The organism is Microbacterium sp. NPDC090007, assembly GCF_044748345.1.
GTDB lineage: Bacteria > Actinomycetota > Actinomycetes > Actinomycetales > Microbacteriaceae > Microbacterium.
Genome location: NZ_JBIVFV010000003.1, coordinates 1 through 21,646 on the forward strand (window position 1 = coordinate 1; position 21,646 = coordinate 21,646).

Annotated in this window: 17 protein-coding genes and 2 rRNA genes; 17 read left to right on the forward strand and 2 right to left on the reverse strand. The window is 69.5% G+C overall.

The genetic code is table 11. The features are described 5' to 3' along the window. The 8 genes from ACIPVB_RS11275 to ACIPVB_RS11310 form a co-directional block, all read left to right on the forward strand. A 23S ribosomal RNA gene (locus ACIPVB_RS11275) occupies nt 1–90 on the forward strand; the annotation flags it as partial. Nucleotides 91–197: 107 nt separating this feature from the next. Then, nucleotides 198–314, forward strand: a 5S ribosomal RNA gene (gene rrf / locus ACIPVB_RS11280). 166 nt (nt 315–480) lie between these two features. Further along, nucleotides 481–1,695: an MFS transporter gene (locus tag ACIPVB_RS11285; RefSeq protein ID WP_400368990.1), complete on the forward strand. Its 1,215-nt coding sequence runs from the start codon at nt 481–483 to the stop codon at nt 1,693–1,695. 129 nt (nt 1,696–1,824) lie between these two features. Continuing rightward, a complete protein-coding gene (gene treS / locus ACIPVB_RS11290; protein WP_400369445.1) occupies nt 1,825–4,080 on the forward strand; it encodes a maltose alpha-D-glucosyltransferase in 2,256 nt (751 codons plus the stop codon). Nucleotides 4,081–4,127: 47 nt separating this feature from the next. Beyond that, complete coding sequence (locus ACIPVB_RS11295; protein WP_400368992.1) at nt 4,128–4,706, forward strand: GIY-YIG nuclease family protein; 579 nt, start codon at nt 4,128–4,130, stop codon at nt 4,704–4,706. An 87-nt stretch (nt 4,707–4,793) separates the two neighbouring features. After that, on the forward strand, nt 4,794–5,477 hold the full coding sequence (locus tag ACIPVB_RS11300) for a hypothetical protein (protein ID WP_400368994.1): 684 nt from the start codon (nt 4,794–4,796) through the stop codon (nt 5,475–5,477). A gap of 87 nt (nt 5,478–5,564) precedes the next feature. Next, nucleotides 5,565–7,184: a sensor histidine kinase gene (locus ACIPVB_RS11305; protein WP_400368996.1), complete on the forward strand. Its 1,620-nt coding sequence runs from the start codon at nt 5,565–5,567 to the stop codon at nt 7,182–7,184. Beyond that, nucleotides 7,181–8,338 (forward strand): hypothetical protein, encoded by a 1,158-nt coding sequence (locus ACIPVB_RS11310; RefSeq protein WP_400368998.1) that lies wholly within the window; start codon nt 7,181–7,183, stop codon nt 8,336–8,338. The genes ACIPVB_RS11305 and ACIPVB_RS11310 overlap by 4 nt, the downstream gene beginning before the upstream one ends. Nucleotides 8,339–8,402: 64 nt before the next feature. Here ACIPVB_RS11310 and ACIPVB_RS11315 read toward each other — a convergent pair whose 3' ends face one another. Next, complete coding sequence (locus ACIPVB_RS11315) at nt 8,403–8,774, reverse strand: response regulator transcription factor (protein WP_400369000.1); 372 nt, start codon at nt 8,772–8,774, stop codon at nt 8,403–8,405. A gap of 114 nt (nt 8,775–8,888) precedes the next feature. On the opposite strand from ACIPVB_RS11315, the gene coaE reads away from it, so the two are divergent. Then, nucleotides 8,889–9,491, forward strand: coding sequence for a dephospho-CoA kinase (gene coaE / locus ACIPVB_RS11320; protein ID WP_400369001.1), 603 nt, complete (start codon nt 8,889–8,891; stop codon nt 9,489–9,491). A 68-nt stretch (nt 9,492–9,559) separates the two neighbouring features. After that, complete coding sequence (gene uvrB / locus ACIPVB_RS11325; protein WP_400369002.1) at nt 9,560–11,629, forward strand: excinuclease ABC subunit UvrB; 2,070 nt, start codon at nt 9,560–9,562, stop codon at nt 11,627–11,629. 331 nt (nt 11,630–11,960) lie between these two features. Here uvrB and ACIPVB_RS11330 read toward each other — a convergent pair whose 3' ends face one another. After that, on the reverse strand, nt 11,961–12,197 hold the full coding sequence (locus ACIPVB_RS11330; RefSeq protein ID WP_400369003.1) for a hypothetical protein: 237 nt from the start codon (nt 12,195–12,197) through the stop codon (nt 11,961–11,963). A gap of 33 nt (nt 12,198–12,230) precedes the next feature. Here ACIPVB_RS11330 and ACIPVB_RS11335 point away from each other — a divergent pair, with 33 nt between their 5' ends. The 7 genes from ACIPVB_RS11335 (at nt 12,231) to gap (ending at nt 21,640) form a co-directional block, all read left to right on the forward strand. Beyond that, a complete protein-coding gene (locus ACIPVB_RS11335) occupies nt 12,231–12,659 on the forward strand; it encodes a MarR family winged helix-turn-helix transcriptional regulator (protein WP_400369005.1) in 429 nt (142 codons plus the stop codon). Between the two features lie 190 nt (nt 12,660–12,849). Beyond that, on the forward strand, nt 12,850–15,816 hold the full coding sequence (gene uvrA / locus ACIPVB_RS11340; protein ID WP_400369007.1) for an excinuclease ABC subunit UvrA: 2,967 nt from the start codon (nt 12,850–12,852) through the stop codon (nt 15,814–15,816). A 21-nt stretch (nt 15,817–15,837) separates the two neighbouring features. Beyond that, a complete protein-coding gene (gene uvrC, locus ACIPVB_RS11345; RefSeq protein ID WP_400369009.1) occupies nt 15,838–17,763 on the forward strand; it encodes an excinuclease ABC subunit UvrC in 1,926 nt (641 codons plus the stop codon). A gap of 29 nt (nt 17,764–17,792) precedes the next feature. Next, nucleotides 17,793–18,671 (forward strand): RNase adapter RapZ, encoded by an 879-nt coding sequence (gene rapZ, locus ACIPVB_RS11350; protein WP_400369010.1) that lies wholly within the window; start codon nt 17,793–17,795, stop codon nt 18,669–18,671. A 40-nt stretch (nt 18,672–18,711) separates the two neighbouring features. Then, a complete protein-coding gene (gene whiA, locus ACIPVB_RS11355) occupies nt 18,712–19,689 on the forward strand; it encodes a DNA-binding protein WhiA (RefSeq protein WP_400369012.1) in 978 nt (325 codons plus the stop codon). Between the two features lie 210 nt (nt 19,690–19,899). Next, entirely contained in the window at nt 19,900–20,526 is a 627-nt protein-coding gene (locus ACIPVB_RS11360; RefSeq protein ID WP_400369013.1) for a superoxide dismutase, read from the forward strand. Nucleotides 20,527–20,629: 103 nt separating this feature from the next. Beyond that, a complete protein-coding gene (gap, locus tag ACIPVB_RS11365; RefSeq protein ID WP_400369015.1) occupies nt 20,630–21,640 on the forward strand; it encodes a type I glyceraldehyde-3-phosphate dehydrogenase in 1,011 nt (336 codons plus the stop codon). The last annotated feature ends 6 nt before the right edge of the window (nt 21,641–21,646 follow it).

Sequence of the window (21,646 nt, forward strand, 5' to 3'; positions counted from 1 at the left end):
CCCAGCCAGACTACTGGGTTGATAGGCCGGATGTGGAAGCGTAGTAATACGTGAAGCTGACCGGTACTAATAAGCCGATGACTTGATAACACACCGTTTTTGGTGCTTGCGTCCACTGAGTGGTTCTCGATGTACGGTCGAGAACAACACAACAATGAAACATATCGTTGTAGGTTTTTGAAACACATCCATAGTGTTTCGGCGGCCATAGCGAGAGGGAAACGCCCGGTCACATTCCGAACCCGGAAGCTAAGCCTCTCAGCGCCGATGGTACTGCAGGGGGGACCCTGTGGGAGAGTAGGACACCGCCGGACTTCTTTTCACACGAAATGGCCACCCAACGCTGGGTGGCCATTTCGCATTCACGGGGCGTGTCACGTCCCTGACACCGGTCACGCGCCGGCACACACCCACCCCGTGCCTCACACCGGGTGGGTGTGCGCCGGCGCTTCGCCACACCCGGCGGACTAGGCTCGGCGGGTGAGCGATTTCTCGGGACACCTTCCCGGGACCCGGGCGTATCGACGGCTTCTCATCGGGTTGTTCTTCGGTGGGGTCGCCACCTTCGCCCAGCTCTACGCCACCCAGGCCGTCCTCCCGGCGATCGCCGGCGACCTGCGGGTGGATCCCGCCGACGCGGCGCTGACGGTGTCGGCATCCACCCTGGGACTCGCGTTCGCCGTGATCCCGTGGTCGGTGGTCGCCGACCGGGTCGGCCGCGTCCCGGCCATGACGATCGGGCTGATCGCGGCGACCCTGCTCGGGGCGCTGACCCCCTTCGCGACGGATCTCGCGCTCCTTCTGGCGCTGCGCCTGCTCGAGGGGGCCGCCCTCGGGGCGGTACCGGCCGTCGCCCTCGCCTACCTCAGTGAAGAAGTCGATCCGCGCCACGTTGCGGCGGCCGCCGGGTCGTACATCGCCGGGACCACCGTCGGTGGGCTGTCGGGACGAGTCGTCGCGGGATGGATCGGCGAACCCGCGGGCTGGCGGTGGGGCGTGGCATCCGTCGTCCTTCTCTGCGTGATCGCGGCGGTGCTGTTCTTGACCTCTGTGCCGACGGCACGGGGGTTCGTCCCGCACCGCGCGCGGACGGTGCGGGGCCCGACGCTGTGGCGCCGCGTGGGGGCGAACCTGCGCTCACCCGCGCAGCTGTCGCTGTATGCGCAGGGCTTTCTGCTCATGGGCGCGTTCGTCGCCGTCTACAACTATCTCGGCTTCCACCTGACCGGGCCGCCCTTCTCGGTTGCGCCGGCGATCGTGACGCTGCTGTTCCTCGCCTACCTGGCGGGAACGGTGTCGTCGCCGCAGGCGGGCGCCATGGCGGTCCGCTACGGCCGCCTCCGTGTCCTTCTCGCCAGCACCGCCGTGATGGCGTCGGGGGCTGCGGTGATGCTGCTGCCCGTCCTCGGCGCGATCCTCGTGGGGCTCGTCCTGTTCACCGCAGGCTTCTTCGGCGCGCACGCGGTGGCATCCGGGTGGACGCCCGTGGCTGCCGCGCCCGGAGCACGCGCCCAGGCGTCGTCGCTGTATTACCTGGGCTACTACGCCGGTTCGAGCGCGTTCGGGTGGGCGTTGGGCGTCGTTTTCGGAGCGTGGGGATGGGGCTGGTTCGTCGCGGGCGTCCTCGGGCTGTGCGTAGCGGCGTTCGGGCTCGCCGTCGCGGCGTTGCGGACGGCGCCCTCCGTACCGTCCTGATCGTTCGACACGACAGGCCCCGGGGTCAATGCCTGCCCGGCATGTCGACGGTGTCGACTAGCGTCGTTGATGACGTGAGGGAGGTCGCGAGTGGACGACGCTGACGAGCGCACCATGGCGGAGGACGAGATGCTCGGAACGGAGACGGTGTCGACCGTCGACGGAGCCGAGGCGGCCGAGACGGTCTCCGAGATCAGCTACGACGAGCAGCGCTATCCCGCGCGGCCGCGGCGGTTGCGTCCGCGCGATCAGTTCCGCGGGGGCACGCTCCGACGGTTCTTGACCGATCCGCGCAACGCCAACGGGGGCAACCCCTCCTACGTCGAGTGGTTGGTGCGTCAATCCATGCTCAAGGATGCCGACGTGCTGAGCCGACAGCTGTCCGGTCAGCCGTCGATGTGGCGCAACCCCTACGCGCGACCGGACGCGCGGCGCGCGATCGAATCGACCGACGTGTGGTTCACGGCCTATCCCATCTCGCTCATCACGCGGCCGGGGGAGTCCTTCCTCGATGCGCTCGGCGACGAGGCGCTGTGGGAGGCCTTCGAGTGGGTCGGGATCAACGGCATCCACACCGGACCCGTCAAGCGTGCAGGCGGGATCACCGGGTGGCAGGAGACGCCCAGCGTCGACGGCCACTTCGATCGGATCAGCACGCAGATCGACCCGGAGTTCGGCGATGAGAACGCCTTCCGTCGCGTCGCCGACGTCGCCGAATCGCACGGCGGCAGCGTCATCGACGACATCGTGCCCGGCCACACCGGCAAGGGCGCGGACTTCCGCCTCGCCGAGATGGCCTACAAGGACTACCCGGGCATCTACCACATGGTCGAGATCCCCCGCGAGGACTGGGCCCTGCTGCCCGAAGTGCCCGCCGGACGCGACTCGGTCAACCTCGACGCCGAGACCGAGCGCGAACTGAGCGCCCGCGGGTACATCATCGGCGAGCTGCAGCGCGTGATCTTCTACACGCCCGGGGTCAAAGAGACCAACTGGAGTGCCACCGCGCCCGTGGTCGGCACCGACGGACTCGAGCGCCGCTGGGTCTACCTCCATTACTTCAAAGAGGGACAGCCCTCGATCAACTGGCTGGACCCCACGTTCGCGGGAATGCGTCTGGTGATCGGCGACGCGTTGCACTCGCTCGGCGACCTCGGCACCAGTGCGCTGCGTCTGGATGCCAACGGATTCCTCGGGGTCGAGAAGAGCGCCGAAGGACTGCCGGCGTGGTCCGAGGGACACCCGCTCTCGCACGCGGCCAACCACATCATCGCCGGCATGGTGCGCAAGGTCGGCGGGTTCACCTTCCAGGAGCTGAACCTGACGATGGAGGACATCCGCGACACCAGCGCCGTCGGCGCGGACCTGTCCTACGACTTCGTCACCCGCCCGGGCTACCACCACGCCCTCGCGACCGCCAACACCGAGTTCCTGCGTCTGGCGTTGACGACCGCGCTGGAGACCGGGGTGGAGCCCGTGCAGCTCGTGCACGGCATGCAGAACCACGACGAGCTCACCTACGAGCTCGTGCACTGGGCCACGACACACCGCGACACGCTCTACCCGTTCCGCCACGACGAGCGCACGGGCGCCGAGATCGCCGAGGCGGTGCGCGCCGAGCTCACCGAGAAGCTCACCGTCGACGCCGACTACAACCTCGTCTTCACGCAGAACGGGATCGCCTGCACGACGGCATCCCTCATCGCCGCCACCCAGGGCAAGGCGACGCTGGCGGACATCGCAGAAGACGACGTCCCGGCCATCCGCGACGCGCACCTGCTCCTGGCCAAGTACAACTCGTGGCAGCCGGGCGTCTTCGCCCTGTCGGGGTGGGATCTCACCGGATCCCTCACGCTGCCGGCCGACGAGGTGCGTCACCTCATCGCATCGGGGGACACCCGATGGATCGAGCGCGGGGCACACGATCTGCTCGACGTCGCCCCCGACGCGTCGTCCTCCGTCTCGGGGATGCCGCGTGCACGGTCCCTCTACGGGTCTCTGGGCGATCAGCAGAAGGACCCGGGGTCGTTCCTCTCGGGTCTGCGCGACGTCCTGCGCATCCGCGGCGATCACGGCATCGCCGTGGCGTCGCAGGTCGACATCCCCCAGGTCGGACACCCCAGCATGCTCGTGATGGTGCACCGTCTGGACGGCGGCGACCGCCGCGCCGACGATGCGCCCCTGCAGATCACGGTCCTGAACTTCTCGAACGAGACCATCGAGGGCACGGTGCGGTCCGAATGGCTGGTTCCGCAGAGCACCGCGGTGGACGCCACGACCGGGGACGTCGTGGGGCGTGTCGACGAACTGCAGAGCTTCTCGCTCGAACTGGGCCCGTACGCGGGGCTGTTCCTCGTTCTGGAAGGGCCCGAGTCCGAGGACTGATTCCCGATCGCCTCGGCGATGTCGGGGGTGGGGCGTAGCGTGAGCGCGTGCCCGCCCTCGACCTCACCCTCGGTTCCCCCGAACCCCGTTGCGTGGTGCGGGACTGCCCGAGACCGGCCGAGCGCGACGCACCCGTCGCGCTGTGCGCCTGGCACGCGGCCGTGAGCGCCGACTGGGTGAGCGGGGGCGACGGGGTGACCGATCTTCTGCCGACCCCGTGCCGCCTGTGCGGGTCGCGGCTGGGCGTGCGGTGGCCCAGCGGATGGTTGTGCGCCGTGTGCGAGTGGCGGCACGGCGAACCCGTCGACGATGAGCTGCCCCCTCCCCGCGTCGACGTGGTGTATTACCTGCGTTTCGAGGATCGCATCAAGATCGGGACCACGGCCCGGCCGCGACAGCGACTGACCGCGATCTGGCATGACGAGCTGCTCGCCCTCGAGCCCGGCGACCGCCTGCGGGAACGACGCCGGCACGAGCAGTTCGCCGCCGAGCGGTTCGGGCGCACCGAGTGGTTCCGTCGTTCGCCCGCCCTCGATGCGCACATCGCGGCGCTGTCCGCGGCGCACGACGACCCCTGGACGGCGTACGCGCTCTGGACGAGTGCGGCGATCGCCCGTCGAGGGTGACGCTCTCACGGAGGATCCGTCCGAGGACAAGCCCCCGTGGAACCCACTCGCGCGCGCGTAGCGTGGACGGACACCAGGGAGGTGGACATGGGTTTTCTGGATCGATTGTTCGGTTCCGGCGATGACGACCGCCGGTCGCGTACCGAGTCCGATCTCGGCGCTCGTCCCACGGCGAGCGGATTCCGCGACGCGGACGGCCGTTACACGCCTCCGCCCGCCGAAAGCGCCGGGGGCGCGGCATCCATCGGCGCGGCAGCCGGCACCGCGGAGGACCGCCAGGCGGTGGAGCGCTACCGGTACCTGCTGCGCACCGCCCCTCCCGAGACGGTGGAGCAGGTGCACGCCGAGGCCTTCGGACGGCTCACCCCCGCGCAACGTCGACAGGTGCTCGACGAACTGTCGGCCGGTCTCTCTCCGGCGGAGCGTCCCGCGACCGACGATCCGTCCGCGCTGGCCCGCGCGGCGACGCGCGCCGAGTACTCCCAGCCCGGGTTCATGGAACGCACCTTCGGCGGGCGCTCGTTCTCGGGCGGGCCCGGTTTCGGCTCGATGCTGGGGGCGTCGATGCTCGGCACCATCGGCGGCTACGTCGTGGGATCGGCGCTAGTCGGGGCGATGTTCGACCCCGGTTACGACGCGGGCTATGCCGACGGCGCGGCCGCCGACCAGGGGGCAGCGGACGCCGCTTCCGCCGACGGCGGCGCCGTCGATCCCGCACCGGTCGACCCGGGCGACGGCGGGTTCGACCTCGGGGGAGACTTCGGGTTCTGACGGCCCCAGGGGGTCGAGGGGGGCCGACCGGCGTGCCGTCGAGGCGGCTGCCGCCCCGGTCGGGCGCGAAACGCTAGGGTCGGGGCCATGGCGCCCCCGATCCCGAGCGAGCGCGTCGGGCTGCGCCGCAACGCCGTGGCGAACCAGCTGCTCCTGGCCGCGGCCACTCTGCTCGGCGTCGTCGTCTCGATCGTGCTCGACCAGGTCGTGGACGCGACGCTCTTCCTTGCGGGCGCGTCGACGGTCTTCGTCGCCGCGGTGGCAGCCGTGCTCGTGCCGTGGGACCGCCTGGCGCCCTGGGCGGTCGGCATCCTGCCGGTCCTGGATGTCATCGCGATCGCCGTGATGCGCGAGAGCGCGCCGGTGGCGGGACTCGGCGTGCTGTGGGCGTTCCCCTCGATCTGGATCGGCAGCGTCTTCGGGCTGTGGGGCGTCTTCGTCCTCACCGCGGTCGTGGCGACCGTGATGGTGCACCAGGCCCTGTCGGCCGACGTGCAGCGCTTCGCGTCGTCGACCTTCGTGCTGCCGTTCGTGGTGGCGGCGCTGTCGACGACGGCCCACTTCACGGCCCGCCGTACGCGCGCGCAGCGCGAGCTGCTCGAGAAGCAGTCCGCCGAGCTGCGGCGGGCCGTGGAACGCGCGCGCCGCCAGGAGGACCTGGTGACCGAGGTTCTGGATGCCGTCGACTTCGGCATCACCCGCATCACCCCCGCGGGGGACTTCGCCGTCACCAACACCGCGCATGCGGTCCTGCTCGACGCCACCGACGTGCTCGGCGGCGAGGTGGCGGTGTTCGCCGCCGACGGGGCCACCGCCATCGCCCCCGACGCGGCACCCCTCGCACGCGCCCGCGCCGGCGAGGTCTTCGAGGGCGAGCTCGTCTGGTACGGCGCGCCCGGCGAGGACCGCCGCGCCCTGAGCATCACCTCTCGGCGTCTGCCCGCGAGCGACAGCGGAGAGGCGGGAGGCGTGGTCGTCTCGCGTGACGTCACCGTGGAGGAGCAGGCCCGTCGCGCGCGCGAAGACCTCATCGCGAGCGTCTCTCACGAGCTGCGGACCCCTCTCACCTCGATCATCGGCTATCTCGAACTCGCCCTCGACGACGACAGCATCGCCGCGGGCACCCGGGACCGCCTCACCGTGGCCGAGCGCAACGCCTCGCGGCTGCTCGAACTGGTGGCCGACATCCTCGCGGTCTCCTCCACCTCGCGCGAGGGCATCGGCGTCGACCTCGAGCTGCGCCCCGCCGACGTCTCGGCCATCGTCCGCGCCGCGATCGAGTCGATGGCTCCGCGGGCGGCGGACCACGGCATCCAGATCGAGACGACCGGAATCGCGGAGGTGCGAGCGGTCGTCGACGCGCGGAGGCTGCGGCAGGTCGTCGACAACCTGCTGTCGAACGCCGTCAAGTACATCCCTCGCGGGGGAGCGGTGTCGGTGAGCGTCGGCGAGGATGTGCACTCGGTCGTCATCGCCGTCGTCGACGACGGACCCGGGATCAGCGCGAGCGAGCAGGCGCGTCTGTTCGAGCGGTTCTTCCGCGGCGACGCGGTCCGCAAGTCCTCCACCCACGGAAGCGGACTCGGGCTGGCGATCAGCCGGGATCTCGTCCGCGCCCACGGTGGCGAGATCACCGTGCGCACCGCGCCCGGCGAAGGGGCGGCCTTCACGGTGCGTCTGCCGCGCGAGCCCAAGGAGGCCCCGTGAACCTCGACGTGTTGACTCTCCAGGCCATCACGAGTCTCGTGATCATCGTCTCGGCGGTGATGTACCTGCTGGACACCCTGATGCTGCGCGACGGAGTCCCCGGACGGCTGTGGGCGAGCGCGTACCTCTCGGGGACCTTCTCGGCCGTCTGCTACCTGGTGTGGTTGCTGACCCCCGACGTCTCCATCGCCGTCGCAGCGGGCAACGGCGCGTTCGTCGCCGCCACCGGCTTCATCTGGCTGGGGTGCGTCGCCTTCAACGGCCGGTCGATACGGGGGGCGTCGCTGGTCATGATCGCCACGATCGCGGTGACCGTGGCCGCCGCACTCGCCGCCGGACCCGAGGCCGGGGACTGGGCCGGGGCGGTGCCGTTCTTCCTGGGCAATGCGCTGTTCGCGGTCCTGGGAGCCCTCGAGACGCGGCGAGGGGCGATCGGTCGCCGGTGGAGCGCCGCCGGGCTGACGGGGATCCTCGCCGTCGAGGCCGTCTGGTTCACCGCGCGCACGGTCGTCTTCGTGGTGGCCGGACCCGACAGCGACGTGTTCCGCGCCGCCTTCGACACGCGCGTCTCGGCCTTTCTGACGACCACCCTCGTCCTGGCGGCCGTGGTCGTGACCTCGGTGCTGAGGGCCAACGAGTCCGCCCTGCGGGGGACGTCCGAGATCCGCCGTCTGTCGGTCGACTCCCACGGGGTCCTGCTGCGCGAGTCGTTCGAGGCCACCCTCGCCATCGTCTGCCGCCGGGCGGAAACCGCGCGAGAAGAGATGTGCGTCGTCGCCATCCGCGTCGACGATCTGCAGCGCGTGGCCGTCGCGTTCGGCCCGGAGGACGCCGAGGGGTTCGCCCGGGAACTGCGCTCCTCGGTGCGCCGTCACGCCCCGACGATGTCGCTTGTGGGAGAAACGGATGCCACCGGCCTGACCGTGGCGTTCACCACCACACCCACGACGGACGTCGGCCGCGTGGTGCGGGTACTGCACGAGCGCATCGTCTCGGACTTCTCACGCCTCGGAGCGTCGGTCGTGCCGGTGGTGGGCGTGGGGTTGGCGCTGTCGTCGGACCACGGGTACGACGCCCGTGCCCTCGCCGCGCGCGCGGACGAGGCTGCGGCCATCGCCGCGGTCACGGGGACGCAGGCGTTCGGACAGGCGTGATCCGTGGCCGGGGTCGACGGCCTCGGCGGGCGCCGCGGTCGACGGGGCGGACGGATCCGCTCGATCACTCCGCGGGTGCGACGAGGTCTTCGACGCGCTGGCGGAGCTCGCGGGGCCGGAAGGGCTTGGTCAGATAGTCGTCCGCCCCCGCCTCGCGGCCGACTCGCTGCTCGGCCTCGTCGGCGCGTGCGCTCACCATGAGGATGCGGGTGGAGCTGAAGGCGCGGATGCGCCGGGCCGTCTCGAAGCCGTCGATCCCCGGCATGCTCACGTCGAGCGTGGTCACGGCGGGATCGTGACGCCGGACCAGTTCGATGCCGTCGAGCCCGGTCGCCGCGGCATGCACCTCGAAGCCGGCACCCTCGAGCACGACGCAGACGAGCGTACGGATGTCGAGGTCGTCCTCGATCACCACCGCGGTGCGGGGAGCGGGCATGGAAGATCTTCCTTCGGGCGGGTCGGGAAGGTCCGCCTGGTCGAATGGTAGACGACGGCGCGCTCGCTCGCCCCCCTTTCTGTGGCGGCCGACGGGGTATGGCATCCTGCTCGAATGCCTCTTGTAGCGCTGACGGGCGGGATCGCGTCGGGGAAATCGACCATCGCGGCGCTCCTGGCCGACCGCGGCGCCGTGGTGGTCGATGCCGATGCGATCGTCCGCGAGGTGCAGGCCCCGGGGTCCGAGGTGCTGTCCGCGATCGCCCGCGAGTTCGGTGACGACGTGCTGCGCGCCGACGGCTCGCTCGACCGCGCCGCGCTCGGGGCGCGGGTGTTCGGTCATCCCGACCGGCTGGCCGTCCTCAACGCCCTCGTCCACCCGGCGGTGCGCGCGACCTCCGAGCGGCGCTTCGCCGAGGCGTTCGCGCGGGACGCCGGAGCGGTCGTCGTCTACGACGTGCCGCTGCTTGCGGAGGCACGCCGCGGCGACGCGTGGGATCTGATCGTGGTCGCGCACGCCGCCGAGGCGGTGCGTGTGCAGCGACTGATCCACCTCCGCGGTCTCACCGAGGACGATGCCCGCGCGCGCGTCGGCTCGCAGGTCTCGGACGAGGAGCGCCTGGCCCTCGCTGACGTGGTCGTGGACACGTCGGGCACGATGGACGACACGCATCGTCAGGTCGACGAGCTCTGGGCGCGCGTGTCGAGCGCGAGCTGACGCCCGCCGCTCGCGCACGGCGAACACAACCCGCCCCCGATGTCGGAGGCCCCGCCTACGCTGGAACCATGCAGGCCACCCGCTCCGTCCGCCCCTTCGAGGTCATCAGCGAATACTCCCCGTCCGGTGATCAGCCCCAGGCGATCGCCGACCTCGCCGGTCGCATCAACGCGGGAGAGACCGACGTCGTCCTCCTCGGGGCGACGGGTACCGGCAAGTCGGCGACGACGGCCTGGTTGGTCGAACAGGTGCAGCGCCCGACCCTCGTGCTCGCGCACAACAAGACGCTCGCGGCGCAGCTGGCGAACGAGTTCCGCGAGCTCATGCCCAACAACGCGGTCGAGTACTTCGTGTCCTACTACGACTACTACCAGCCCGAGGCCTACGTCCCCCAGACCGACACCTTCATCGAGAAGGACAGCTCGATCAACGCCGAGGTCGAGCGTCTGCGTCACTCCACGACCAACTCCCTGCTGTCGCGACGCGACGTGGTGGTGGTCTCGACCGTGTCCTGCATCTACGGTCTCGGCGCGCCCGAGGAGTATCTGCGCGCGATGGTCGCGCTGCAGGTGGGGGAGCGGTACGACCGCGACGCCCTCATCCGCAAGTTCATTTCGATGCAGTACAACCGCAACGACGTCGATTTCTCCCGGGGCAACTTTCGCGTGCGCGGCGACACGATCGAGATCATCCCCGTGTACGAGGAGTACGCGATCCGCATCGAGATGTTCGGCGACGAGATCGAAGCGCTCTACACTCTGCATCCGTTGACCGGCGACGTCATTCAGAAGATGGACTCCGTGCCCATCTTCCCGGCCTCGCACTACGTGGCCGGCACCGACACCGTGCACCGCGCGATCGGAACGATCGAGCACGAGCTCGAGGAACGTTTGAAGGAATTCGAGTCGCAGGGCAAGCTCCTCGAGGCGCAGCGGCTGCGCATGCGCACCACGTTCGACCTCGAGATGCTCCAGCAGCTGGGCTTCTGCTCGGGCATCGAGAACTATTCCCGTCACATGGACGGTCGGGTCGCCGGCGAGCCCCCGCACACGCTCCTGGACTTCTTCCCCGACGACTTCCTGCTCGTCATCGACGAATCGCACGTGACCGTCCCGCAGATCGGGGCGATGTACGAGGGCGACGCGTCGCGCAAGCGCACCCTGGTGGAGCACGGGTTCCGTCTGCCGAGCGCTATGGACAACCGTCCGCTGCGGTGGGACGAGTTCAAGGAGCGCATCGGGCAGACGGTGTACCTGTCGGCGACGCCGGGGCGTTACGAGATGGGCATCGCCGACGGCGTGGTCGAGCAGATCATCCGTCCCACGGGCCTGGTCGATCCCGAGATCATCGTCAAACCCTCCAAGGGTCAGATCGACGATCTGCTCGAAGAGATCCGCGTGCGCGTCGAGCGCGACGAGCGCGTGCTGGTGACGACCCTGACCAAGAAGATGGCGGAGGAGCTCACCGACTTCCTCGGCGAACACGGCGTCCGCGTGCGCTACCTGCACTCCGACGTGGACACGCTGCGCCGCGTCGAATTGCTCACCGAACTGCGCGCCGGCGTCTACGACGTCCTCGTCGGCATCAACCTTCTGCGCGAGGGCCTCGACCTGCCCGAGGTGTCGTTGGTCGCCATCCTCGACGCCGACAAAGAGGGATTCCTCCGCAGCGGCACGTCGCTCATCCAGACCATCGGCCGCGCCGCCCGAAACGTCTCGGGCGAAGTGCACATGTACGCCGACAAGATCACGGATTCGATGCGCAACGCGATCGACGAGACCGAGCGTCGACGAGAGAAGCAAATCGCCTACAACACCGAGCACGGGATCGATCCGCAGCCGCTGCGCAAGAAGATCGCCGATATCACCGAGGTCCTCGCCCGCGAGGCGACCGACACGAAGAAGCTCCTCGCCCGCAACGATAAGGCGGGCAAGGGCAAGTCGCCGACGCCGCAGCTGCGCCGCACCGGCATCGCCGCGGAGGGGGCGGATCAGCTCGAGTCGACGATCGCCGACCTCACCCAGCAGATGCTCGCCGCGGCCGGCGAGCTGAAGTTCGAGCTGGCGGGTCGTCTGCGCGACGAGGTGCAGGACCTCAAGAAGGAACTGCGGGCGATGGAGCGCGCCGGACACGCCTGAGTTCGAGGGAAGCGCAACTCGTCGACGGGTGAAGTCCGCCGCGCGGCGTCGGCCTCTTCGGCGGGCTCGCGGACCGTGGCCGGTTTTTCCCGCGGGCCCACGGACGTGGTGGCCCCCCGCGGGCTCGCGGACGTGGCCGGCCCTCTCGCGGGCTCGCGGACCGTGGCCGGCACTCTCGCGGGCTCGCGGACCGTGGCCGGCCCTCCCGCGGGCTCGCGGACCGTGGCCGGCCCTCTCGCTGGCTCGCGGACCGTGGCCGGCCCTCCCGCGGGTTCGCGGACTGCGGCCGGCCCTCCCGCGGGCTCGTGGGCTCGTCGGGTGCCGGGCGGGCTCACGGGCAGTGCAGAAGAGGCTTGGGTCCTGATCGATCGACGCCGTGCTCCGACATCGGGTGACGGCACAGCGGGCAGGGGCGCTGCGTGCGGACGGGCTCGGGCGTGGTCTCGTACGGGCCCACGGAGGCGGGCCCGGCGACGCGGATCAACCGCGTGTTCAGATACTGGTACCAGCCGCCGGCCTCGCGCACACGATCGCGCAGGGGCGGGCGATCGGCGTCCTTTCGTGTCATGATCTTTAGTGTACAAACTATTTGTGGAGGGACATGAACGATCCGCTCGGGCTGGAGAATCAGGTGTGCTTCGCCCTCGTCACGGCGGCACGCAATGTCGTGTCGATCTACCGGCCCGTGCTGGAGCCGCTGGGCCTGACGCACCCGCAGTATCTGGTGATGCTCGCGCTGTGGGAGCGTGCGCCGCGTTCGCTCGGTGGGCTCGCGGCGGAGCTCGCCATGGAGCCGGCCACACTCTCGCCGCTGGTGAAGCGCCTCGAGGGGCAGGGGAGGGTGGTGCGCTCCCGCCGCGCGGAGGACGAGCGGGTGCTCGACATCGACCTCACCGACGAGGGTCGGGCCCTGCGGCAGGACGCGCTCGGGGTCCCGGGCGCGGTCATGGCCCGAGTCGGCGTCGACGAGACGGATCTCATCGCGCTCCGTGACGGCCTCGCACCGTTCGCGGCCGCGCCGCGCGGCTGACGGGTTGGTTGGCGCGGAAGACCATCCGGCCGCGGCATCGGAGTGCCGGCGCGGAGGCGGTGCCGGTGGCGGTTCGAGACGGCCACGCGGTTCGTCGGCGGCCCGCGACGCTCACCCGCGCACCCTCGCACATCCGTGCGCTCCCCGCGAACCCGGGGCCGATGTCGGAGGGGCGACCTAGACTTAACACGTGCCCATCGTTCCCATCGCCCAGCCCTCGTCGACCGCGAATTCCGCCAACAGTGGCAAGCTGAGCGTCCGGGGCGCGAGAGTCCACAATCTCAAGGACGTCGACCTCGACATCCCCCGCGACTCCCTCGTCGTCTTCACCGGTCTGTCCGGTTCCGGCAAGTCCAGCCTCGCGTTCGACACGATCTTCGCCGAGGGGCAGCGACGCTACGTCGAGTCGTTGAGCGCCTACGCCCGTCAGTTCCTCGGTCAGGTCGATCGCCCCGACGTCGACTTCATCGAGGGTCTGAGCCCGGCGGTGTCCATCGACCAGAAGTCGACCAACCGCAACCCGCGTTCCACGGTCGGCACCATCACCGAGATCCACGACTACATGCGTTTGCTGTGGGCGCGCATCGGTGTGCCGCACTGCCCCGACTGCGGTGCCCGCATCCAGCGTCAGACGATCCAGCAGATCGCCGACCAGCTCATGGAGCTGCCTGAGCGCACCCGGTACCAGATCGTGGCCCCCGTCGTCACGCAGAAGAAGGGCGAGTTCGTCGACCTCTTCAAAGAGCTCAGCGCGAAGGGTTACGCCCGCGCCGTCGTCGACGGCGAACTCGTTCAGCTCTCGGAACCACCGGCACTGAAGAAGAGCTACAAGCACGACATCGCCGTGGTGGTCGACAGGCTCGTGGCATCCGGAGACATCCTCAGCCGCGTCACGGACTCCGTCGAGACCGCGATGGGTCTCGCGGGTGGCACCATGCAGGTCAATTACGTCGACGAAGAGGGCGACGACGCCTGGCAGTCCTTCTCCGAGAAGCTCGCCTGCCCCAACGGCCACCCCCTGCAGCTCACCGAGATCGAACCCCGCACGTTCTCGTTCAACGCTCCGTTCGGTGCCTGCCCGGTCTGCTCGGGCCTGGGCACCCGCATGTCGGTCGACGTCGACCTGATGCTCGGCGACGAAGAGCTCTCGATCCGCGACGGAGCGATCCTGCCGTGGACCACACAGGGCAAGGGCCTCTTCCAGTACTACGAGCGTCTGCTCGAGGGGTTGGCGCGCGACCTCGACTTCTCTCTCGACACGCCCTGGAAGAAGCTCTCGAAGGACGTCCAGCAGGCGGTGCTGCGCGGCGAGAACTACAAGGTCACCGTCAAGTGGAAGAACCGGTACGGGCGCGAGATGCGCTACTCGTCGGGCTTCGAGGGCGTCGTGCCCTACATCGAGCGGCAATATCTGCAGGCCGAGTCCGACGCCCAGCGTCAGCGCTGGTCGGAGTACCTGCGCGAAGTGCCGTGCGCCGTGTGCGACGGCGACCGCCTCAAGCCCGAGGTGCTCGCCGTCCTCGTCGACGGCACCTCGATCGCGGCGGCCTCGCGCATGAGTCTCGCCGACGCGCGGGAATTCTTCTCGCAGCTCACCCTCACCGACCGCGAGGCGACCATCGCCGCCGCGGTCCTGCGCGAGATCCGGGCGCGCCTGGACTTCCTTCTGCAGGTCGGCCTCAACTACCTGAGCCTCGGTCGCGCCGCCGGCACGCTCTCGGGCGGCGAGGCCCAGCGCATCCGCCTCGCCACCCAGATCGGGTCGGGATTGACCGGAGTGCTCTACGTGCTCGACGAGCCGTCGATCGGCCTCCACCAGCGCGACAACCGACGCCTCATCCAGACCCTCGAAACGCTGCGCGACCTGGGCAACACCCTCATCGTCGTCGAGCACGACGAAGAGACCATCCACGCCGCCGACTGGGTCGTCGACATCGGACCCCGCGCGGGCGTCGACGGCGGAAACGTCGTGCACTCGGGTCCCCTCGCCCAGCTGCTCGAAGACGACGCCTCGCTCACCGGTGCCTACCTCTCGGGCCGTCGCGCCATCGAGGCCCCCAAGAAGCGGCGCAAGATCGACAAGAAGCGACAGGTCACCGTCGTCGGCGCCCGCGAGAACAACCTGCAGAACGTCACCGTGGACTTCCCCCTCGGCGTGCTCACCTCGGTGACCGGCGTCAGCGGATCGGGAAAATCGACGCTGGTGAACGGCATCCTGTACGAAGTCCTCGCCTCCAAGCTCAACGGCGCGCGCCGCGTGCCGGGCAAGCACACGCGCGTCACCGGCCTCGACAACCTCGACAAGGTGGTGCACGTCGACCAGGCGCCCATCGGCCGCACCCCGCGCTCGAACCCGGCGACCTACACCGGGGTGTTCGACCGCATCCGCAGCCTCTTCGCCGAGACTCCCGAGGCGAAGGTGCGCGGCTACCAAGCGGGGCGCTTCAGCTTCAACGTCAAGGGCGGTCGCTGCGAGGCCTGCTCGGGCGACGGCACCCTGAAGATCGAGATGAACTTCCTGCCCGACGTGTACGTCGATTGCGAGGTCTGCCACGGCAAGCGGTACAACCGCGACACGCTGTCCGTGCACTACAAGGGCAAGAACATCGCCGAGGTGCTCGAGATGCCGATCTCGGAGGCCGCCGACTTCTTCGAGCCCATCCAGGCGATCCACCGCTACCTGCGCACCCTCGTCGACGTGGGGCTGGGGTACGTCCGCCTCGGTCAGTCCGCCACGACCCTGTCGGGCGGTGAGGCGCAGCGCGTCAAGCTCGCCACCGAGCTCCAGCGCCGCAGCAACGGCCGGTCCATCTACGTGCTCGACGAACCGACGACGGGCCTGCACTTCGAGGACGTCTCGCTGCTGCTCAAGGTGCTCAACGGGCTGGTCGAGAAGGGCAACACGGTCATCGTCATCGAGCACAACCTCGACGTCATCAAGAGCAGCGACTGGGTCATCGACCTCGGTCCCGAGGGCGGCGCCGGTGGTGGCACGATCGTGGCCACGGGCACGCCCGAACAGGTCGCGCGCGTGGCCGAGAGCCACACGGGCGCCTTCCTCGCCGAGCTCCTCGAGACCGGTCGCACGGGCGCGCAGCGCAACACCGCCTCGGACGCCGGCAGCGCCGAGCGAGAGCTCGTCGGCGCGGCGGGCTGAGCCGTGGCATCCCGAGAGCGGATGTCGCAGCTGTCCTACCGCCCCAAAGCCGGCGAGATCCCCACCAACCCGGGGGTCTACCGGTTCCGGGATGCCGAGGGTCGGGTGCTCTACGTGGGCAAGGCTAAGAACCTCCGCGCGCGCCTGTCGAACTACTTCGCTCCGCTGCACTCGCTGCACGAGCGCACGCGCCGGATGGTGACGACGGCCTCCAGCGTGGAGTGGACCGTCGTCCCCAGTGACGTGGACTCGCTGCAGCTCGAATACATGTGGATCAAGGAGTTCGATCCGCCCTTCAACGTGCGCTACCGCGACGACAAGTCCTACCCGTTCATGGCGATCACCCTCGCCGACGAAGCTCCGCGCGTCATCGTCACCCGCAACCCCAAGATCCGGGGCGCCAAGTACTTCGGGCCGTATCCCAAGGTGTGGGCCGTGCACGACACGATCGACCTGATGATCAAGGTCTTTCCGATCCGCACGTGCAGCGACTCCTCGTACAAGAAGGCGATGGCATCCGGGCGTCCCTGCTTCCCGGGCCAGATCGGCCGGTGCGGCGGCCCGTGCTCGATGAAGGTCACGATCGAGGAGCACCGCGCCGTCGTCAACGACTTCGTCGCGTTCATGTCCGGCGGCGACCAGCGCTTCACGCGCGAGCTCACCGCGCGCATGAAAGAAGCATCGGCGGCGATGGACTACGAGTCGGCGGCGCACTACCGCGACCGCCTCCAGGCGATCGATGCGGTGCTCGGCAAGAGCGCCCTCGTGCTGGCCTCGGACACGGATGCCGACCTTTTCGGCATCGCGGAGGACGAGCTGGCCGCGACGGTTCAGCACTTCGTCGTGCGCGGCGGTCGCGTGCGCGGCGTACGGGCGACGACCATCGAGAAAGAGATCGACATCTCGGGAGCGGAGCTCGTCGACCAGGTGCTGCAGCGCACCTACGGAGACGCGGATGCCACCGACATCCCCCGGCAGGTGCTGGTGCCCGAGCTGCCCGACGACGCCGAACAGTTGGAGGTCTGGCTGCGCGAGCGGCGGGGCCGCCCGGTCACGCTGCAGGTGGCCCAGCGCGGGCGCAAGTCCGACCTTCTCAAGACCGCCACCCTCAACGCCCAGCAGGCGCTCATGCTGCACAAGACCCGACGAACGAGCGACTACGTCGCTCGTTCGCAGGCGCTGACCGATCTGCAGGAGGCGCTCGGCATGACCGAGGCGCCGCTGCGCATCGAGTGCTTCGACGTCTCGCATCTCGCCGGCACCAACGTCGTGGCATCCATGGTCGTCTTCGAGGACGGCCTGCCGCGCAAGGATCAGTACCGTTCGTTCGGCGTCGCCGAGACCACGGACGACACCGACTCGATGTACCAGGTGCTCACGCGCCGCCTGGCCTACCTCGACCGGCCCGACGAGCTCGAACCCGAGACGGTGAACGGCGCGCTCGTCGCCGATCCCGACTCGGACGAGGCCACCGCCGACGGCGATGTGGTCACAGCGCGGAAGCGCCCGCGGTTCGCCTACCGCCCCCAGCTTCTCGTCGTCGACGGCGGTCAGCCGCAGGTCGCCGCGGCGGCACGGGCGCTCGCCGACGCCGGCCACGACGAGATCGCCCTGTGCGGCATCGCGAAGCGCCTCGAAGAGGTCTGGCTGCCGGGGGAGGAGTACCCGGTCATCCTGCCGCGCACCTCGGAGGCGCTGTACCTGCTGCAGCGTCTGCGCGACGAGGCCCACCGTTTCGCGATCGTCCACCAGCGCAAGCGCCGCAAGCGCGACATCACCAGCGTGCTGGCCGAGGTGCCGGGTCTGGGCGATGCGCGCATCAAGGCGCTGCTGCGTCATTTCGGTTCGGTGTCGGCGCTGCGCAACGCCACCCCCGACGAGATCACGGTGCTGCCCGGCATCGGTCCGACCTTGGCCGAGGCGATCCACACGCATCTGGCTCGGTAGGCTGGAGGGGACGACGGGAGGCGATCGCCATGGAACCGGCACGAGACGAGCCTGGTGAGGTGCTGATCGTCACGGGGATGTCGGGCGCCGGACGATCCACGGTGGCCAACGCCCTCGAGGACCTCGACTGGTACGTCGTCGACAACCTCCCCCCGCGGATGCTGCGCCCGCTGCTGGAGCTCACCGAACTCGCCGGGGGAGCCGTACCCCGGGTCGCGGTCGTCGTCGACGTGCGCGGACGGACGCTCTTCGGCGATCTGCCCGAGGCGATGCGGACGCTCAAGGCCGGGCGGCAGGTGCGCACGGTGTTCCTCGACGCGTCCGACGCCGTACTCGTGCGCCGTTTCGAGGCGGTGCGGCGCCCGCACCCGCTGCAGGATGAGGGGACGATCCTCGACGGCATCCGGCGCGAGCGCGACCGTCTCGCCCCGATGCGCGAGGCCGCTGACGTCGTGATCGACACCTCGACCCTGAACGTGCATCAGCTGTCCCTGCGGACGGTCGCCCTCTTCGGCGAAGAGGGGGCGGCACGGCACACGGTGACCCTGATGAGTTTCGGGTTCAAGTACGGTCTGCCGCCCGACGTCGACCTGGTGGCCGATATGCGGTTCCTGCCGAACCCCTTCTGGAGCGAAGACCTGCGCGCGCTCACCGGCGAGGACCCCCAAGTCCGGGAATACGTGCTGGACCAGCAGGGCGCGGCGGAGTTCCTCGAGGCGTACACGGCCGCGCTGCGCCCGGTGCTCGAGGGGTATCAGCGCGAGAACAAGCGGCATTCCGTGGTGGCTGTGGGGTGCACGGGGGGCAAGCACAGGTCGGTCGTGATGGCGCGCGAGCTCGCTGCACGTCTGGCCGATGTTCCGGGTGTGGCCGTGCGCGTGGCTCACCGCGACCTCGGTCGCGAGTAGGCTGTAACGTCGTCCCCGCCGCCCCCACCCGAGGAGAACCGTGCCCCTGACCGCCGATGTGAAGGCCGAGCTCATCACCGTTCGGGACCCGCGCCCGACCGCGCGCGTCGCCGAGCTCACGGCCCTCCTGCGTTTCTCCGGCGGTCTGCACTCCATCGCCAACCGCGTCGCCGTCGAGGCCGAGCTGGACTCCGACGTCCTCGCGCGTCGCGTCGCCCGCGACCTGATGGAGCTGTACGGCGTGCGACCCGAGCTGCACCACGTGCAGGGCTCTGGGGGACGCACGGGCGGCCACTTCGCGGTGCGCGTCATCGAGGCGGGCGAGACCCTCGCCCGGCAGACCGGGCTGCTCGATCAGCGTCGTCGCCCCGTGCGCGGGCTGCCCAACAAGCTCACGACCGGCTCGCGTCCCGACCTGAGCGCCATCTGGCGCGGCGCGTTCCTGGCCAGCGGCACCCTCAGCGACCCGGGCCGCTCGGCGGCGCTGGAGATCTCGTGCCCGTCGTCCGAGGCCGCGATGGCCCTCGTGGGTGCCGGACACCGCATCGGCATCCCGGCCAAAGCCCGCGAGGTGCGCGGCGTGCCACGCGTCGTCGTGCGCGACGGCGAGGCGATCCGCGGCGCCCTGTACGAGATGGGCGCGCGGCGCACCGCGGGCGAGTGGGATCAGATGCGTCAGCGCCGCGAGGTGCGCGCGGGCGTGAACCGCCTGGTCAACTTCGACGACGCCAACCTGCGTCGTTCCGCCCAGGCCGCGGTGGCGGCCTGCGCCCGCGTCGAGCGTGCGCTCGAGATCCTCGGCGACGAGGTGCCCGGCCACCTGCAGCAAGCCGGTGAGCTGCGCCTGGCCCACCGCGACGCCAGCTTGGACGAGCTGGGCCACCACGCCGACCCGCCCCTCACCAAGGACGCCGTCGCCGGACGCATCCGACGCCTGCTCGCGATGGCCGACAAGAAGGCCGAAACCGACGGCATCCCGGGCACCGAGGCGGCCGTGCCGGTGGGCGCCGACGACTGAGCGATCGTCGGTCGCGGATGCCGGGACGCGCCGGTCGCGACGGCGGCCACGCGACGCGCCCGGCCGGCTACCTTCCGTCATCCGGGGAAGCAACCCCGTGGGCGTCGCGTTGACCGTCAATAGGATGAAGACGTCACCCTCGCTGCTCGCTCCTCGGCATGTCATCCCGGCGCAGAGGTCCGGGCAGCGCCCGATTCGGAAGTAGAGAACATGGCGAAGTACACCCTGCCCGAACTGCCCTACGACTACGCCGCGCTCGAGCCGCACATCAGCGCGACCATCATGGAGCTGCACCACAGCAAGCACCACCAGACGTACGTCAATGGCGCCAACACCACTCTCGACCTGCTCGCCGAAGCCCGCGAGAAGGGCGATTTCGCCAACATCAACCGTCTGCAGAAGGATCTCGCGTTCAACCTCGGCGGTCACACCAACCACTCGATCTTCTGGACGAACCTCTCGCCCAACGGCGGCGACAAGCCCACCGGCGACCTCGAGTCCGCGATCGACGACCAGTTCGGTTCGTTCGACGCGTTCCGCGCGCAGTTCACCGCGGCCGCCCTCGGCGTGCAGGGCTCGGGCTGGGCGGGGCTCTTCTGGGACTCCATCGGCGAGAACCTCGTCATCCAGCAGTTCTTCGACCAGCAGGGGCAGATCGTCGCCGGCACCGTCCCGCTGCTGCTCCTGGACGTCTGGGAGCACGCCTACTACCTCGACTACAAGAACGTCCGCGCCGACTACGTCAAGGCGTTCTGGAACATCGCGAACTGGGCCGACGCCCAGGAGCGCTTCGCGGCCGCCCGTGAGAAGACCGCGGGTCTGCTGGTACTGTCGTAAACGGTGCGGCGTCCCGGTGGGGCACCCCACCGGGACGCCGTTGTCCGCCAGCGAATACCGCAATCACGCGCTTCTCGCGCACAACTGATTCAGGAGATATTCCGTGACCGTCAAGATCGGAATCAACGGCTTCGGCCGTATCGGACGCAACTACCTCCGCGCGGCTCTCGCGCAGGGTGCCGACCTCGAAATCGTGGCGGTGAACGACCTCACCGACAACAAGACCCTCGCGCACCTGCTGAAGTACGACTCCGTGGGCGGCGTGCTGTCCGAAGAGGTCTCGTACACCGAAGACTCCATCACCGTGGGCGACAAGACCATCAAGGTCTTCGAGGAGCGCGACCCCGCCAACCTCCCGTGGGGCGAGCTGGGCGTCGACATCGTCATCGAGTCGACCGGCCGCTTCACCAAGGCCGAGGACGCGAAGAAGCACGTCGCCGGCGGTGCCAAGAAGGTGCTGATCTCCGCTCCGGCCACGGGCGACGACGCCACGATCGTCATGGGTGTGAACGAGGAATCGTACAACCCCGAGACCGACGTCATCATCTCGAACGCGTCGTGCACCACCAACTGCCTCGCCCCCCTGGCCAAGGTCTTCGAAGACGCCTTCGGCATCGAGCGCGGCTTCATGATGACCGCCCACGCGTACACCGCCGACCAGAACCTGCAGGACGGCCCCCACGGCGACCTGCGTCGTGCCCGTGGCGCGGCGATCAACATCGTCCCCGCCTCGACCGGTGCCGCCAAGGCCATCGGCCTGGTGCTGCCCGAGCTGAACGGAAAGCTCAGCGGCTCGTCCTACCGCGTGCCCGTTCCCACCGGCTCGATCGTCGACCTGACGATCGTCACCCCCACCGACGGCCTGACCGTCGACCAGGTGAACGAGGTCTACAAGAAGGCCGCCGCCGACGGTCGCCTGAACGGCATCCTGCAGTACACCGAGGACCCGATCGTCTCGAGCGACATCCAGGGCAACCCGCACTCGTCGATCTTCGACGCCGAGCTGACCAACGTCAGCGGCAACCTGGTCAAGGTGTCGTCCTGGTACGACAACGAGTGGGGCTACTCGAACCGTCTGGTCGACCTGACCGAGTACGTCGCCGAGCGTCTCTGACCCTCC

Excerpts from the sequence above, each read along its gene's own strand:
- treS (WP_400369445.1), top strand. The coding sequence starts at position 1,825 with ATGCTCGGAACGGAGACGGTGTCGACCGTCGACGGAGCCGAGGCGGCC.
- ACIPVB_RS11300 (WP_400368994.1), top strand. The coding sequence starts at position 4,794 with ATGGGTTTTCTGGATCGATTGTTCGGTTCCGGCGATGACGACCGCCGG.
- ACIPVB_RS11305 (WP_400368996.1), top strand. The coding sequence starts at position 5,565 with ATGGCGCCCCCGATCCCGAGCGAGCGCGTCGGGCTGCGCCGCAACGCC.
- ACIPVB_RS11315 (WP_400369000.1), bottom strand. The coding sequence starts at position 8,774 with ATGCCCGCTCCCCGCACCGCGGTGGTGATCGAGGACGACCTCGACATC.
- coaE (WP_400369001.1), top strand. The coding sequence starts at position 8,889 with ATGCCTCTTGTAGCGCTGACGGGCGGGATCGCGTCGGGGAAATCGACC.
- uvrB (WP_400369002.1), top strand. The coding sequence starts at position 9,560 with ATGCAGGCCACCCGCTCCGTCCGCCCCTTCGAGGTCATCAGCGAATAC.
- ACIPVB_RS11330 (WP_400369003.1), bottom strand. The coding sequence starts at position 12,197 with ATGACACGAAAGGACGCCGATCGCCCGCCCCTGCGCGATCGTGTGCGC.
- ACIPVB_RS11335 (WP_400369005.1), top strand. The coding sequence starts at position 12,231 with ATGAACGATCCGCTCGGGCTGGAGAATCAGGTGTGCTTCGCCCTCGTC.
- uvrC (WP_400369009.1), top strand. The coding sequence starts at position 15,838 with ATGTCGCAGCTGTCCTACCGCCCCAAAGCCGGCGAGATCCCCACCAAC.
- rapZ (WP_400369010.1), top strand. The coding sequence starts at position 17,793 with ATGGAACCGGCACGAGACGAGCCTGGTGAGGTGCTGATCGTCACGGGG.
- ACIPVB_RS11360 (WP_400369013.1), top strand. The coding sequence starts at position 19,900 with ATGGCGAAGTACACCCTGCCCGAACTGCCCTACGACTACGCCGCGCTC.